Here is a 13,357-nt window from a genome sequence, read left to right as displayed (position 1 = left end):
CCGCGGTGCTGGTGGGGGCCGGTCCCTGTCGTCGAGCGGGTACCGCTGCCGGTCAGGCCTCGAAGACCTCGGCGACCAGCTGAGCCTGCTCCGCCTGGTGGCGCTTGGCCGAACCGACGGCCGGCGACGAGCCTGCCGGCCGCGAGATGCGACGCAGACGCTCGTTGTGCGGGACGTCGGCACCGACGGCCAGGTCCAGGTGGTCGATCAGGTTGAGCGCGATGAACGGCCACGCGCCCTGGTTCGCCGGCTCCTCCTGCGCCCAGAGGTACTTCTCGGCGTTCGGGTACTTGGCGATCTCGGCCTGGAGCTCCGCACCCGGCAGCGGGTACAGGCGCTCGAGGCGGATGATCGCGGTCTCCGTGTCGCCACGCTTCTGGCGCTCGGCGTCGAGGTCGTAGTACAGCTTGCCGGCGCAGAAGACGACCTTGCGGACGTTCTCGGGGCTCACCGACGCATCGCCGATCACCGGGCGGAAGCCGCCGGTGGTGAACTCCTCCGCCTTCGAGGACGCCGCCTTGAGGCGGAGCATCGACTTCGGGGTGAAGACGATCAGCGGCTTGTGGTGCGGGTTGTGCACCTGCCACCGCAGGAGGTGGAAGTAGTTCGACGGCAGGGTGGGCATGGCGACCGTCATGTTGTCCTGGCCGCACATCTGGAGGAAGCGCTCCGGGCGGGCGGACGAGTGGTCCGGGCCCTGGCCCTCGTAACCGTGCGGCAGCAGCAGGGTGACGCCGGACGTCTGGCCCCACTTCTGCTCGGCCGAGGAGATGAACTCGTCCACGACGGTCTGCGCGCCGTTGACGAAGTCACCGAACTGCGCCTCCCAGACGACCAGCGACTCCGGGCGGGCCAGCGAGTAGCCGTACTCGAAGCCCATCGCCGCGTACTCGCTGAGCAGCGAGTCGTAGACGTTGTAGCGGGCCTGTTCCTCGGTGAGGTAGAGCAGCGGGGTGTAGTCCTCGCCGGTCACCTGGTCGACCAGCACCGCGTGGCGCTGGCCGAACGTGCCGCGGCGGGTGTCCTGGCCGGCGAGCCGGACCGGGGTGCCCTCCATCAGCAGTGAACCGATGGCGAGGGTCTCGCCCATGCCCCAGTCGATGGTGCCGTTCTCCACCGAGGCGGCACGGCGCTGCATCTGCGGCATCAGGCGCGGGTGCACCGTGATGTGCTCCGGGATGTTGACCTGGGACTCGGCGATCCGCTTGACGACCTCGGAGGAGACCGAGGTGTCCACGGCGACCGGGAAGGCCGCCTGCGGCTCGCGGACGTGCGGGGCCGCCGACTGCGAGGTGGCTTCGCGGACCTCCGCGAAGACCTTCTCCAACTGGCCCTGGAAGTCCTGGAGCGCCTGCTCGGCCTCTTCCAGCGTGATGTCGCCGCGACCGATGAGCGACTCGGTGTAGAGCTTGCGCACCGAGCGCTTCTTGTCGATCAGGGTGTACATCTGCGGGTTGGTGAACTCCGGGTTGTCGCCCTCGTTGTGACCGCGGCGGCGGTAGCAGATGAGGTCGATCACGACGTCCTTGTTGAACGCCTGACGGAACTCGAAGGCGAGGCGCGCGACGCGGACCACGGCCTCCGGGTCGTCACCGTTGACGTGGATGATCGGCGCCTCGATCATGCGCGCCACGTCGGTGGCGTACATCGAGGAGCGCGAGGACTCCGGGGCGGCGGTGAAGCCGACCTGGTTGTTGATCACCACGTGCACGGTGCCACCGGTGCGGTAGCCGCGCAGCTGCGACATGTTGAGCGTCTCGGCGACGACACCCTGGCCGGCGAAGGCCGCGTCACCGTGCAGGGCGACGGGCAGGACGGTGAAGTCCGTGCCGCCCTTGTTGATGATGTCCTGCTTGGCGCGGGCGATGCCCTCCAAGACCGGGTCGACCGCCTCCAGGTGCGAGGGGTTCGCGGCGAGCGAGACCTTGATCTGCTCACCGTCCAGACCGGTGAAGGTGCCCTCGGCGCCCAGGTGGTACTTCACGTCGCCGGAGCCGTGCATCGAACGCGGGTCGAGGTTGCCCTCGAACTCGCGGAAGATCTGCGCGTACGACTTGCCGACGATGTTCGCCAGGACGTTCAGACGGCCGCGGTGGGCCATGCCGATGACGACCTCGTCGAGGCGGGCCTCGGCGGCCGAGTCGATGACGGCGTCGAGCAGCGGGATGACGGACTCGCCGCCCTCCAGGGAGAACCGCTTCTGGCCGACGTACTTCGTCTGCAGGAAGGTCTCGAAGGCCTCGGCCGCGTTGAGGCGGCGGAGGATGCGCAGCTGCTCCTCGCGCTCGGGCTGCGAACGCGGACGCTCCACCCGGTCCTGGAGCCACTTGCGCTGCTTCGGGTCCTGGATGTGCATGAACTCGATGCCGGTGGTGCGGCAGTACGACTCACGGAGCACACCGAGGATGTCACGGAGCTTCATCATCGACTTGCCGGCGAAACCGCCGACCGCGAAGTCGCGCTCCAGGTCCCACAGGGTGAGGCCGTGCTCGGTGATGTCCAGGTCGGGGTGCTTGCGCTGGCGGTACTCCAGCGGGTCGGTGTCGGCCATGACGTGGCCGCGGACCCGGTAGGAGTGGATCAGCTCGAAGACCCGCGCGGCCTTGGTGACGTCGTCGTCGTGCGAGGCGTCGATGTCCTTGAGCCAGCGGACCGGCTCGTAGGGGATGCGCAGGGCCTCGAAGATCTCGTCGTAGAAGCCGTTCTCGCCGAGCAGCAGCTGGCTGAGCACCCGCAGGAACTCGCCGGAGGCGGCGCCCTGGATGACCCGGTGGTCGTACGTCGAGGTCAGCGTCATGACCTTCGAGATACCGAGCTTGTTCAGGGTGTCCTGGGAGGTGCCCTGGAACTCCGCCGGGTAGTCCATCGCGCCGACGCCCATGATGAGGCCCTGTCCGGGCATCAGGCGGGGCACCGAGTGGACGGTGCCGATGCCGCCGGGGTTGGTCAGCGAGGCGGTGACTCCGGTGAAGTCGTCCATGCCCAGCTTGCCGATGCGGGCGCGGCGGACGATGTCCTCGTACGCCTGCCAGAACTCGAAGAAGTTGAGCGTCTCGGCCTTCTTGATGGCCGCGACCACGAGCTGGCGGTCACCGTTCGGCTTGACCAGGTCGATGGCCAGACCGAGGTTGACGTGCTCCGGCTTGACCAGGGTCGGCTTGCCGTCCTTCTCCGTGAAGGAGTGGTTCATCGACGGCATGGCCTTGAGGGCCTGCACCATCGCGTACCCGATGAGGTGCGTGAAGGAGATCTTCCCGCCGCGGGCGCGCTTGAGGTGGTTGTTGATGACGATGCGGTTGTCGAAGAGCAGCTTCACCGGGACGGCGCGGACGGACGTGGCCGTCGGCAGCTCCAGCGAGGCGTTCATGTTCTTCGCGACGGCGGCCGAGGGGCCGCGCAGCGTCACGTACTCGGGTCCGCCGGTCGACTCGGTCGCCGGAGCGGCCTTGGCGGGCGCCTTCGCGGCCGGCGCCTTCGGGGCGGCGGGCGCAGCCGGGGCCGCGGGGGCCACCGGGGCGGCGGGTGCGGCCGGAGCTGCGGCTGCGGGCTTCGCGGGGGCTGCCGGGGCGGCCTGCGCGGGCGCGGCCGTCTCGGCGGGGGCGGCGGCCGGCGTCACCGGGGCGGCGGGGGCCGCCGGGGCTGCGGCTCCGGGCTTGTCCGCCGTGCCGGCGGAACCCGGCTTGTAGTCGGCGAAGAAGTCCCACCAGGCACGGTCGACGGAGTTCGGATCCTGGAGGTACTGCTGGTAGATCTCGTCGACGAGCCATTCATTGGCACCGAAAGCAGCGGCCGGGTTGATTCCCGGGCCTGCTTGGTCGGTCGAGATGGTCGAGTTACTGGGGGACTGAGACGACACGGCGGCAACCGCCCTCTTCCGCTTCACAAGGTGATGGACAGCGGGAATCAAGGCTACGCCTCCCGCGCCGTTCCTTGCAGACCGGGCCGCTCATCGTCGTGCACATCACATCTGAAGGCGGGTTTCGGAGCTCGGAATGGCGGGAAACAAGCGGGGTTCCGCTGCGCTTCGGGTAGTCAGGGACACGGCTATGGCCCCTCCGGCCGTATCCCTGGTGACGAGGGACCAAGATCACGTCCCTTTCGTTCGAACCATATGTCAACTGCGGTCCGGTGACATCCCCGGAAGAGTGATCTGAATCCGGCAGCCCTGTGTGGATTCAGCCACTCTGATGCGACCACCGTGCAGATCCACCGCCCAGTGGGCGATGGCCAGTCCCAGCCCCGTGCCACCGTCGCTGCCGGGGCCGTGCGGGGACGGGTTCTGACCCCGGTTGAACCGCTCGAAGACGTGGTGGCGTTCGGCCTCCGGGATGCCCGGGCCCTCGTCGATCACTTCGAGTTCCAGAGACTCAGGATGCGGACCCCGTCGCGCGAGCACCGTCACCCGGCCGTGCGGCGGGCTGTGTTTCACGGCGTTGTCGATGAGATTCGCCACGACCTGGTGCAGGCGCTCGGTGTCCGCGTACGCAGTCATGTCCCCGGGGGACACGTCGAGGTGCAGATGGACGTCCGTACGGGAGTGGTTGCCCGAGCCGGAGGAGAGCCGACGGCGTGAGGCCGCGAGGTTCGCCTCCTTCAGCACACCGGCCAGATAGGGCCACACCTCGAAACGGCCCGCCTTGAGGGGGACGACACCGTTGTCCAGCCGCGACAGGTCCAGCAGAGTCTCCACCAGCCTGCCGAGCCGCTCCGTCTGCTGGAGCGCCGTCCGCATGGTCTCCGGATCGGCGGCCGACACCCCGTCCACCACGTTCTCCAGCACGGCACGGAGCGCCGCGATGGGGGTCCGCAACTCGTGCGACACATTGGCGACCAGCGCCTTGCGGTGCCGGTCGACCGCCTCCAGGTCGTCCGCCATGCGGTTGATCGTCTGCGCGAGGTCGCCCAGCTCGTCCCGGCGCCCGGCCCCGCTGACCCGGCCCGTGTAGTCGCCGTGCGAGATCGACCGGGCCACCGCCCGCATCTCGTCCAGCGGCGCCGTCAGGCCGTGCGCCACGAACTGGGTGATCAGCAGCGTCGCGATGACCGAGAACACGGTGATGAACTGGAACTCGGTCCGGGTCCGCAGCGCCACCACGAGCAGCCCCGTGGTGATGAACACGGACACCACGACGAGCGTGCCCAGCTTGGCCTTGATCGAGAACGGGCGCAGACCGGGCCCGGAGCGGGTCATGCTGCCGGGGTCTCCAGCGCGTAGCCGACACCGTGGACCGTACGGATGCGCTCGGCGCCGATCTTGCGGCGGAGCGCCTTGATGTGGCTGTCGACCGTGCGCGTGCCCGACGCGTCCGCCCAGTCCCAGACCTCCGCGAGCAACTGCTCGCGGGAGAGCACCGCGCGCGGGGTGTTCGCCAGGCAGACCAGCAGGTCGAACTCGGTCGGCGTCAGGTGCACGTCGTCGGCACGCACCCGGACCCTGCGCTGCGCGTGGTCGATCTCCAGTTCACCCAGGCGCAGGATGCCGCTGCGCGGCGTCACCGCGGCCAGGGCGGCCCGCTCGACCCGGCGCAGCAGTACGTGCACCCGTGCCGCCAGCTCCCGCATGGAGAACGGCTTGGTCATGTAGTCGTCCGCGCCGACCCCGAGTCCGACCAGCATGTCGGTCTCGTCGTCCCGCGCGGTCAGCATCAGCACCGGCACCGGGCGCTGCGCCTGCACCCGGCGGCAGACCTCCAGGCCGTCGAAGCCCGGGAGCATGATGTCGAGCACCATCAGATCGGGCTGCCACGCCTCGGCCGCGTCCACGGCGGCCGGGCCGTCCAGTGCGGTCTGCACCAGGAAGCCCTCCGCCCGCAGACGCGCGGCGATGGCGTCGATGATCGTGGCGTCGTCTTCGACCACCAGCACCCGGCGCTGCGCTCCGGGGGTGGCCGCGACGCCGTTGTGGTTGGTGTGTGTCTGTTCCATCGCCCCGCCCCTGCCCGCTCCCGCGGAGATCATTCCTCCGGGGGTCGCGGTCTTCGCTCGTTTTTCTTGCGTGTGTGGTCCGTCTGCCGGGCAGCAGCGTAGAGGCTGGGGACACCTTTCGGCTACGCAGGGTGTTGCCCGCAAGGGAAGGGATACCCCTCAGGGGCAGGGGGAAAGCGTGCCTTGTCCGGTTATCCGTGCCTGCCCGGATACCCCGGCGGGGTGCTCAGGCGGTCCGAAGTGCGAGATGAACCACGTCGGGCACACCTCGGGCAACGGGCACTTCCTCGGTTCGTACCCCCTCGAATCCGGCACCTCGTAAAGCCTGTTCGAACGATTCGGACGGCTGTGCGGACCACATGGCGAGAACACCCCCCAGGGTCAGGCGTTCCCGGCAGGTGGCGAGGCCGGAAGGGGAATAGAGGCTTCCGTTGTCGTCGGTCACGGTCCAGTCCGGACCGTTGTCGATGTCCAGACACAATGCGTCATAACGCTCCGTAGTCGTACGCAGATGCTCGACGAGGTCGGCGCGCAGGATCGCGGTCCTGGGGTCGGCCAGGGCGCCACCGGAAATCCGGTCCAGTGGGCCGCGCAGATGCCAGTCCACGATCGCCGGTTCCCGCTCGACCACGACGATCCGGCCCCAGCGCTCCTGCGCGGTGGCCCGGACCAGGGAGAACCCCACCCCGAGCCCGCCGATGAGCACCGAGGGGGCCGGTCGCGCGGGCGGCAGCGCCGCGAGTGCCGCGTCGATCAGCAGCCGCTCGGACCTGCCGTCCGAGGTGTCCATGAGGAAGCACCCGTTGGCGATGATCTCGAAGTGCTCGCCCCGCTCGCGCAGGACGACCTCGCCGAAGGGGCCGTCGCGGCGGTCGAGGGTGACGGGGGCCGAGTCGGCCGTGCGGCTCGGGATGGCGGACACGCTGGTTGCTCTCCGGTCTCCAGGGGTGGCGGACGGGTTCGAGGCCGCCCATCCTGGCCCGGGGGGTCCCGGCGGCGCCAACCGATATCGGTGGGCGGGTGGTTGGGCGGGTGCGGGGTCCCGTGCGGGTGCTCCGCGCTTTGCCGCCGGGCGCCGTCGTCGTCGCCTTGCGGGGGCCGGCGGGCCGCGGTCCGGCGCCGTGGCCTTCCCCCGGGTAACGACGGGAGCTCCGGCGGGGACACCGTCCCGCCCGGTCGGGTCATCGGCTGGGCGGGCGCGGGCGCGGGCGCGGGGGTGAGGGCGGGAGTGGGGCGCCGGGTGCCGTTGCTCCGGTCTTCGGCGCCCTGCTACCGTACCCCAACTCCTCAGAGGACCTGAGGAGTGAGGCGGATGAACGAGGAAGAGGAACCGGCGATGACGATGACGACGGGCCGCGGCGAACCGCGGCGGCAGAAGTGGAGAGGCGCGCCACGGCCGGAAACGGCGGGGAACGTGGCGAGCGCGGGGAGTGCGAGCGGCGTGCGGAAGGGACAGTTGGGGTTCCTGACCGGCACCCACGTCGTCAACGACCTCTACCAGGGGGCCCTGCCCGCGCTCCTGCCGTTCCTGGTCTCCGAACGGCACTACAGCTACTCGGCGTTGTCGGGAATCTCGCTCGCCGCCACCGGCCTCTCCAGCGTGGTGCAGCCGCTCTTCGGCGCGTTGGCCGACCGGGCGCCGCGCCCCTGGCTGGTGCCCGCCGGATTCCTGGTGGCCGCGGCGGGCGTGGCCGGCACGGGGCTGTTCTCCGGCTATCTGCTCACCTGGATCTGCGCGGCCGTCGCGGGGATCGGCATCGCCGCCTACCACCCGCCCGCCACCAACCAGGCGCGGGCGGCGGGCGGAAGCTCCCAGAAGGCGATGAGCGTCTTCTCGGTCGGCGGCACCCTGGGCGGTTCGCTGGCCCCCGGGTTCGTCACGCTGGTGGTCGGAGCGGCAGGCCTGCGGGGCACCTGGCTGCTGGCCGTACCCGCCCTGGTGATGGCGGCGCTCTGGCTGGCCAAGGGGCCCTGGATGCGGGCCCGTGGAATCCAAGAGGCCACGGTGGTGATCCCCGCAGCCGGTGCCCGCTCGGGCGGCGCCGGAGTCCCGGACGACTGGCGCGCGTTCGGGCGGCTGGTCGTGGTCGCCGCCACTTGGTCCGTCCCCTACGTGACGACGGTGTCCCTGGTCTCCCTCTTCATGATCCGTGAGCTGGACAGCTCACGCGGCGCCGCCGCTGCCGTCCTGACCTCGTTCACGCTCGCCGGGGCGGCCGGAACCCTGGTCGGCGGGTGGGCCGCCGACCGTTACGGGCGGCTGACCGCGATCCGCTGGGGCTATGTCGTCGCGGTGCCCGCGATGGCCGCGCTGGTCTCCGCCCCGGGGGTGGCGGTCGGTGCGGCAGGCGTCGCCGTGCTGGGCTTCGCCCTGTTCGTACCGTTCTCCTCGCAGGTGACCCTGGCCCAGGACTACCTGCCCAACCGCCCCGGCACGGCCAGTGGCGTCACGCTGGGGCTGACCATGTCGGTCGGCGGGCTCGGCTCCCCGCTCTTCGGCCGGCTCGCCGACACCCACGGGCTGCGCGTCACCTTCGGGGTGGTGCTCGCGTTCCTCGTCGTCAGCCTGCTGGCCGCGCTGCGGTTGCGGGAACGGGCGCCGCAGGTACCGGCGCCGGAGGAGGCCGGGGAGACGGAGGGCTCCGAAATCGTGGGCTAAGTTGTCTGAGTATCTGAGGGGTGGCGGGGCCGGTGACGGCGCCGTCATCCCCCTTCCTCGTTCAAGTCCACCTGTCCCACCCCACTCCCAGGGAGCGTCCGTCATGGCGGTACGGCCGGTTCAGCGCACCTCGCTCGTCGAAGGCGCGGTCACCGAACTGCGCCGGCTGCTCGCGTCGGAGCACTGGCCGGTGGGTGCCCGGCTGCCCGGCGAGGTCGAGCTGAGCCGACTGCTCGGCGTCGGCCGCTCCACCGGCCGGGAGGCGGTCCGGGCGCTGATCGCCTCGGGACAGCTCCGCTCCCAGCAGGGGTCCGGCACCTACGTGGTCTCCACCGCGCCCGTCGAGGAGTTCGACCGCGGGCTGCGCCGGGCCGCCGTCGCCGACGTGTACGAGGTGCGGATCGCGCTGGAGGTCGAGGCGGGGCGGCTCGCCGCGATCCGGCGCACCGACGAGGACGTCGCGGTCCTCGGGGGGCTGCTGGCCGAGCGGGGTGCCGCCGGTTCGGACGCCGAGCTGGTGGAGGCCGATCTGCTGCTGCACCGCGCGGTGGTCACGGCCGCGCACAATCCGGTTCTCGCCCAGGTCTTCGACTCCTTCCTCGGCGCGCTCCGGGTCGCCGCCCGGGACGCGGTGGCCGACGGGGGCGTGCACGGCGGCCCCGGCGGCGGCGACGCCCTGGCCCACGAGGACCTCGTCGCCGCCATCGTCGCGGCGGACCCGGAGGCGGCGGAGGCGGCGACCCGCCGCAACCTCGGTCGCGCCCTGGAGCGACTGCGCGGCGAGTGACCGCGCGCCCGTCGGTCCATCTGCTCCGTTTCGAGTGACTTTTCGGGTCGCTCCACTTCCAGAAGTGGACCGTGCGGTCCATTGGAGCTAACTTTGAACCGTACGGTCCAATCTGGAGTTCCGAGAAGGAGTGCGGCAGCCATGACGGCACGACTGGACAAGAGGACGGCGCTGGTCACCGGCGCGACCAGCAACATCGGGCGGGCCATCGCGCTGGCCCTCGGCGCGGAGGGCGCCCACGTCGTGGTGTCCGGCCGCGACAGCGGACGCGGTGAGCGCGTGGTCGCCGAGATCAGGGCAGCCGGAGGCCGCGCCGACTTCGTCGCCGCCGACCTGGACGGCAGCGCCGCGGCGTCCCGGGTGCTCGCCGAGCGGAGCACCGAGGTGCTCGGAGGCCGGATCGACATCCTGGTGAACAACGCGGGCATCTACCCGCCCTCCACCACGACCACCGCCGACGAGGCCACCTTCGACCAGGTCTACGGGGTGAACGTGAAGGCCCCGTTCTTCCTCACCGCGGCCGTGGCCCCGGCCATGGCGGAGGCCGGCGGCGGCGTCATCGTGAACCTCGGCTCCTGGATCACCCGCCTCGGAGTCGCCTCCAACGCGCTCTACAGCTCCACCAAGGGGGCCGTCGAGACCCTCACCCGTGCCTGGGCCGCCGAGTTCGGACCGTCCGGAGTGCGGGTGAACGCGGTCTCGCCCGGCGTGGTCCACGACCCCTCCGACGAGCCGCTGCCCGGCGACGTGATGATGAAGGGCACCCCGGCCGGTACGCACGGCAGGCCCGAGGACATCGCCCGCGCCGTCGTCTACCTGGCGAGCGACGACTCCTCCTTCGTGCAGGGCATCGTCCTGGACGTGGACGGCGGCCGGACCTCGACCGCGGTGATCGCGGCCTGAGGCGGGGAGCCCGGAGTGGGCGGCCCGAGGCCGTGGCGGCCCGGAGCGCCGGTCGCCGCTCCGGTGGCGGCCGGGGGCCCGCACCTCCGGGCCCGTCTCGCCGTGCTCCGTACCCTCGTGGCCCGTACGCCCGGTTATACGATGGGCGGACCAGGCGAGATCCGGTACGTGCACCCCTTTCGGGTGTACGCCGGGCGCCCCTGCACCCCAGGAAGCGGACCCGTGGCACAAGGCCTGACCAGCAAGGGCGCGGCGACGCGGCAGCGCATCGTCGACGGCGCCGCCCGGCTGATGCGCGAGCGCGGGCCCGAGGTCTCCCTCGACGAGATCCGTGCCGCGACCGGCACCAGCAAGAGTCAGCTCTTCCACTACTTCCCCGAGGGCCGGTCCGCCCTCCTCGTCGCCGTCGCCCGGCACGAGGCCGAGGCGATCCTCGCCGACCAGCAGCCCCACCTCGGCCGGCTCACCAGCTGGGCCGCCTGGGACGCCTGGCGGGACGCGGTGCTCGAGCACTACCGCGTCCAGGGCCGCCACTGCCCGCTCAACGTCCTCACCGGCCAGCTCGCCGGGGACGACCCCCAGGTGCGCGCCGTAGCCGAGGATCTGATGGACCGCTGGCAGGCCCATCTGGCCGCCGGAGTGCGGGACATGCAGGACCAGGGGCTGATGTCGGCCGTACCGGACGCGGAGCGCGCGGGGGAGTCGATCCTCGCCGCCGTTCAGGGAGGCGCCTTCACCCTGATCGCCACCGGCCGGCTCGGCCCGCTGGAGTCCGCCCTGGACCTGGCCCTGGACCACCTCCGGGTGCGCGGCGCCGTCTGAGGGCGGTGGGCACGGCTCTTTGGGGGTAGCTCTCCGGGGGGTACGGTCTCGCCATGTCCCGATCAGCCGAGACCGGCTCCGCCCGGCCACCCGTCACCCCGGACGACCTCGACCTCGCCGTGCGACTCGCCGTCGACGCCCTCCGCGAGGCGCCGGCGGGCGCGTGGGAGGGAATGGCCGGTTCGCTGGAGTGGACCTGCTGGGAGACCGTCGAACACCTCAGCGACGACCTCTTCGCGTACGCCGTGCAACTGGGCCCCAGGAAGCCGCCCTTGGCGGGCGAGGTGCCCTTCCTGTGGGAGAGCCGGCGGCCCGGGGGGCCCGCGAACGCGATTCACGCCGACCGTGAGGCCGGTCCCGCCGGTCTCCTCCAGGTGCTGGAGGCCTCCGGTGCGCTGCTGGCCGCCATGGTGCGTACGAAACCCCCGCAGACCCGCGCCCACCACGGCTTCGGCGTCTCCGACCCCGAGGGCTTCGCCGCGATGGGGATCGTGGAGACCCTGGTGCACACCCACGACCTGGCCCGGGGGCTCGGACTCGCCTGGACCCCGCCTGCGGATCTCTGCGCACGGGTGCTCACCCGACTGTTCCCGGACGCCCCGGCGGCCACGGAGCCCTGGCCCACCCTGCTGTGGGCGACCGGACGCGCCGAACTGCCCGGGCGCCCCCGCCCGACCGCATGGCGCTGGGACGGCACACCCCGGGCGTGAGGCCCGACGGAGGATGCTCGTCGGAGGGCGGGAGCAGGTCCGCGTGATGACGGCGGAAGAGGTGCTCCCGGTCCTGGCCCTGCTGCGGCGGGCCGGGGCCGGAGTCCGGATCGGCGGCGGCTGGGGGATCGACGCGCTGATCGGCGAGCAGACCCGGGACCACCGCGACCTCGACCTGATGCACCGCCAGGACCAGGAGCCCGCCGCGGTGGCCGCGCCGGCCGGTGCAGGTTACGCGGAGAGCCTGGACCAGCGCCCCGTACGGTTCGTCCTCACGCCCCCGGCCGGCCGGGAGCTGGACCTGCATCCGCCGGTCTTCGCCGCCGACGGCTCGGCGGTACAGGCGTCGTCCGTACCGGACCGCCCCTTCCCGGACCCCGCCGCAGCCTTCGTGACGGGCGCCATCGGGGGCGTACGCGTCCCGTGCCTCTCGGCGGAACAGCAGGTGTACTTCCACCAGGGGTACGAACCCTCGCCGCGCGACCTGCACGACATGGCCCGGCTGCGCCGCGCCTCCGGGATCGCCACGCACTTCTGATCCGGGCACCGGACCTGTCCGGTGCCCGGCCGCTTCCGTCCGGCCGGGCCGGGGCACCAGGTGCGGCAGGGGCCCGGATCCGGCCTCGGTCAGGCGGCAGTGGGAGCGGGTGCGCCCAGCAGCGCGGACGCGTGCTCGATGGTGCGGTCCTCGGGTACGGGAGAGGCGGTACGCGCGGGGGTGGGGCAGGTGAAGCCGAGCTGGGCCATGGCCCGGAGGACCTCACCGGCACTGAAGTCCCGGCGGTCCTGCCGCGTGATGACCTGGCCGACCTGCTTGACGGGGTAGGTGCGGCGGCCGATGATCACGCACTCGCCGACGGCCGGCTCCGGCTTGATTCCCTTCATGGCTTCCAGGACCCCGTTCTTGGTGAGCTCGAACGGGAAACGGGCGATGACGCAGCGCATGATGCCTCACAAAGAAAAGAAGAGGATGGATTCTTTCGCGGTGAGCGAGTCGGTTCAGTGAACCAGGACAAGAGGGCCGGCGGTGCCGTCCCGGTCGTCGACGAGGATGTCGCGCAACTGGATCCGGTCCGTGTAGGCGGCCCCGTCACGGACGGCGGCGAGCCCGGCCAGGGTGACCACGCCCGTGCGCGATCCGTCGTTGTCGCAGACGAGCAGGTGATCCACGCGGGCACTGGCCATGACCGACAGAGCCACCTCGACGGTCATGTCGTCACCGACCTGAGGTCCTGCCGTCTCCGGGGCGGGGGACTCCGCCCGACGGGAAAAACGAACGGGGCCGGTACGGCTGTGGGAGAAGCGTTTGTCCGTGACTACGGAGTCCAAGGGAAACCTTTCCTCGATACGGAACTGATCAAGGAATTCCAACCGCGGAGAGAATCCGCTGGGAATGCCGAGAACGGTCGGGCGGAATGCGGGATCGGAGTCGGCCTCCGTCAATCAAGTGTGGCGGTGGAACGGTGGTGCCCCACGTCGGTGAAATCGGGTGCACGAGTGGGGAAGGGGGAAATGCCCGTGGCCGGGGCCGCGCCCCGAGGGGCAGCGGGC

The 13,357-nt window shown here is 71.3% G+C and carries 12 protein-coding genes; 6 read left to right on the top strand and 6 right to left on the bottom strand.

Translation table 11 applies throughout. From position 1 onward, the window contains the following. Nucleotides 1-52 precede the first annotated feature (52 nt). From ACFWEP_RS22205 to ACFWEP_RS22190, 4 genes are all read right to left on the bottom strand, one after another. Nucleotides 53-3,856 (bottom strand): multifunctional oxoglutarate decarboxylase/oxoglutarate dehydrogenase thiamine pyrophosphate-binding subunit/dihydrolipoyllysine-residue succinyltransferase subunit, encoded by a 3,804-nt coding sequence (locus tag ACFWEP_RS22205; protein WP_387372094.1) that lies wholly within the window; start codon nt 3,854-3,856, stop codon nt 53-55. Nucleotides 3,857-4,114: 258 nt separating this feature from the next. Next, nucleotides 4,115-5,191 carry an ATP-binding protein gene (locus ACFWEP_RS22200; RefSeq protein WP_387372091.1) on the bottom strand — a complete coding sequence of 359 codons (1,077 nt, stop codon included), beginning with the start codon at nt 5,189-5,191 and terminating at the stop codon, nt 4,115-4,117. Beyond that, nucleotides 5,188-5,925, bottom strand: a complete 738-nt coding sequence (locus ACFWEP_RS22195) for a response regulator transcription factor (RefSeq protein ID WP_266709036.1) — start codon at nt 5,923-5,925, stop codon at nt 5,188-5,190. The genes ACFWEP_RS22200 and ACFWEP_RS22195 overlap by 4 nt, the downstream gene beginning before the upstream one ends. A 226-nt stretch (nt 5,926-6,151) precedes the next feature. Next, the gene (locus tag ACFWEP_RS22190) at nt 6,152-6,847 is read right to left on the bottom strand and encodes a spermidine synthase (RefSeq protein WP_387372088.1); all 696 of its coding nucleotides are present in this window, start codon (nt 6,845-6,847) and stop codon (nt 6,152-6,154) included. 519 nt (nt 6,848-7,366) lie between these two features. Between ACFWEP_RS22190 and ACFWEP_RS22185 the strand changes: the two genes are divergently transcribed. From ACFWEP_RS22185 to ACFWEP_RS22160, 6 genes are all read left to right on the top strand, one after another. Beyond that, nucleotides 7,367-8,584 (top strand): MFS transporter, encoded by a 1,218-nt coding sequence (locus tag ACFWEP_RS22185; protein WP_387372087.1) that lies wholly within the window; start codon nt 7,367-7,369, stop codon nt 8,582-8,584. 103 nt (nt 8,585-8,687) lie between these two features. Continuing rightward, nucleotides 8,688-9,371, top strand: coding sequence for a FadR/GntR family transcriptional regulator (locus ACFWEP_RS22180; protein ID WP_387372085.1), 684 nt, complete (start codon nt 8,688-8,690; stop codon nt 9,369-9,371). A gap of 141 nt (nt 9,372-9,512) precedes the next feature. Next, a complete protein-coding gene (locus tag ACFWEP_RS22175) occupies nt 9,513-10,274 on the top strand; it encodes an SDR family NAD(P)-dependent oxidoreductase (RefSeq protein WP_387372083.1) in 762 nt (253 codons plus the stop codon). A 222-nt stretch (nt 10,275-10,496) separates the two neighbouring features. Next, nucleotides 10,497-11,096 carry a TetR/AcrR family transcriptional regulator gene (locus ACFWEP_RS22170; RefSeq protein WP_387372082.1) on the top strand — a complete coding sequence of 200 codons (600 nt, stop codon included), beginning with the start codon at nt 10,497-10,499 and terminating at the stop codon, nt 11,094-11,096. A 53-nt stretch (nt 11,097-11,149) separates the two neighbouring features. After that, a complete protein-coding gene (locus tag ACFWEP_RS22165; RefSeq protein WP_387372080.1) occupies nt 11,150-11,806 on the top strand; it encodes a hypothetical protein in 657 nt (218 codons plus the stop codon). 46 nt (nt 11,807-11,852) lie between these two features. Continuing rightward, nucleotides 11,853-12,344, top strand: a complete 492-nt coding sequence (locus tag ACFWEP_RS22160) for a nucleotidyltransferase domain-containing protein (RefSeq protein ID WP_387372078.1) — start codon at nt 11,853-11,855, stop codon at nt 12,342-12,344. Between the two features lie 89 nt (nt 12,345-12,433). On the opposite strand, the gene ACFWEP_RS22155 is transcribed toward ACFWEP_RS22160, so the two are convergent. Continuing rightward, nucleotides 12,434-12,751, bottom strand: a complete 318-nt coding sequence (locus tag ACFWEP_RS22155) for an SCO5918 family protein (protein WP_387372077.1) — start codon at nt 12,749-12,751, stop codon at nt 12,434-12,436. 54 nt (nt 12,752-12,805) lie between these two features. Next, complete coding sequence (locus ACFWEP_RS22150) at nt 12,806-13,018, bottom strand: hypothetical protein (protein ID WP_387372096.1); 213 nt, start codon at nt 13,016-13,018, stop codon at nt 12,806-12,808. Between the last annotated feature and the right edge of the window lie 339 nt (nt 13,019-13,357).

This window comes from Streptomyces sp. NPDC060198 (assembly GCF_042728415.1).
Taxonomy (GTDB): domain Bacteria; phylum Actinomycetota; class Actinomycetes; order Streptomycetales; family Streptomycetaceae; genus Streptomyces.
This window is presented reverse-complemented; position numbering and strand designations above follow the sequence as displayed.

Coding starts and splice junctions, on each gene's coding strand:
- ACFWEP_RS22150 (WP_387372096.1), bottom strand. CDS start 13,018: ATGACCGTCGAGGTGGCTCTGTCGGTCATGGCCAGTGCCCGCGTGGAT.
- ACFWEP_RS22165 (WP_387372080.1), top strand. CDS start 11,150: ATGTCCCGATCAGCCGAGACCGGCTCCGCCCGGCCACCCGTCACCCCG.
- ACFWEP_RS22195 (WP_266709036.1), bottom strand. CDS start 5,925: ATGGAACAGACACACACCAACCACAACGGCGTCGCGGCCACCCCCGGA.
- ACFWEP_RS22160 (WP_387372078.1), top strand. CDS start 11,853: ATGACGGCGGAAGAGGTGCTCCCGGTCCTGGCCCTGCTGCGGCGGGCC.
- ACFWEP_RS22175 (WP_387372083.1), top strand. CDS start 9,513: ATGACGGCACGACTGGACAAGAGGACGGCGCTGGTCACCGGCGCGACC.
- ACFWEP_RS22180 (WP_387372085.1), top strand. CDS start 8,688: ATGGCGGTACGGCCGGTTCAGCGCACCTCGCTCGTCGAAGGCGCGGTC.
- ACFWEP_RS22200 (WP_387372091.1), bottom strand. CDS start 5,191: ATGACCCGCTCCGGGCCCGGTCTGCGCCCGTTCTCGATCAAGGCCAAG.
- ACFWEP_RS22155 (WP_387372077.1), bottom strand. CDS start 12,751: ATGCGCTGCGTCATCGCCCGTTTCCCGTTCGAGCTCACCAAGAACGGG.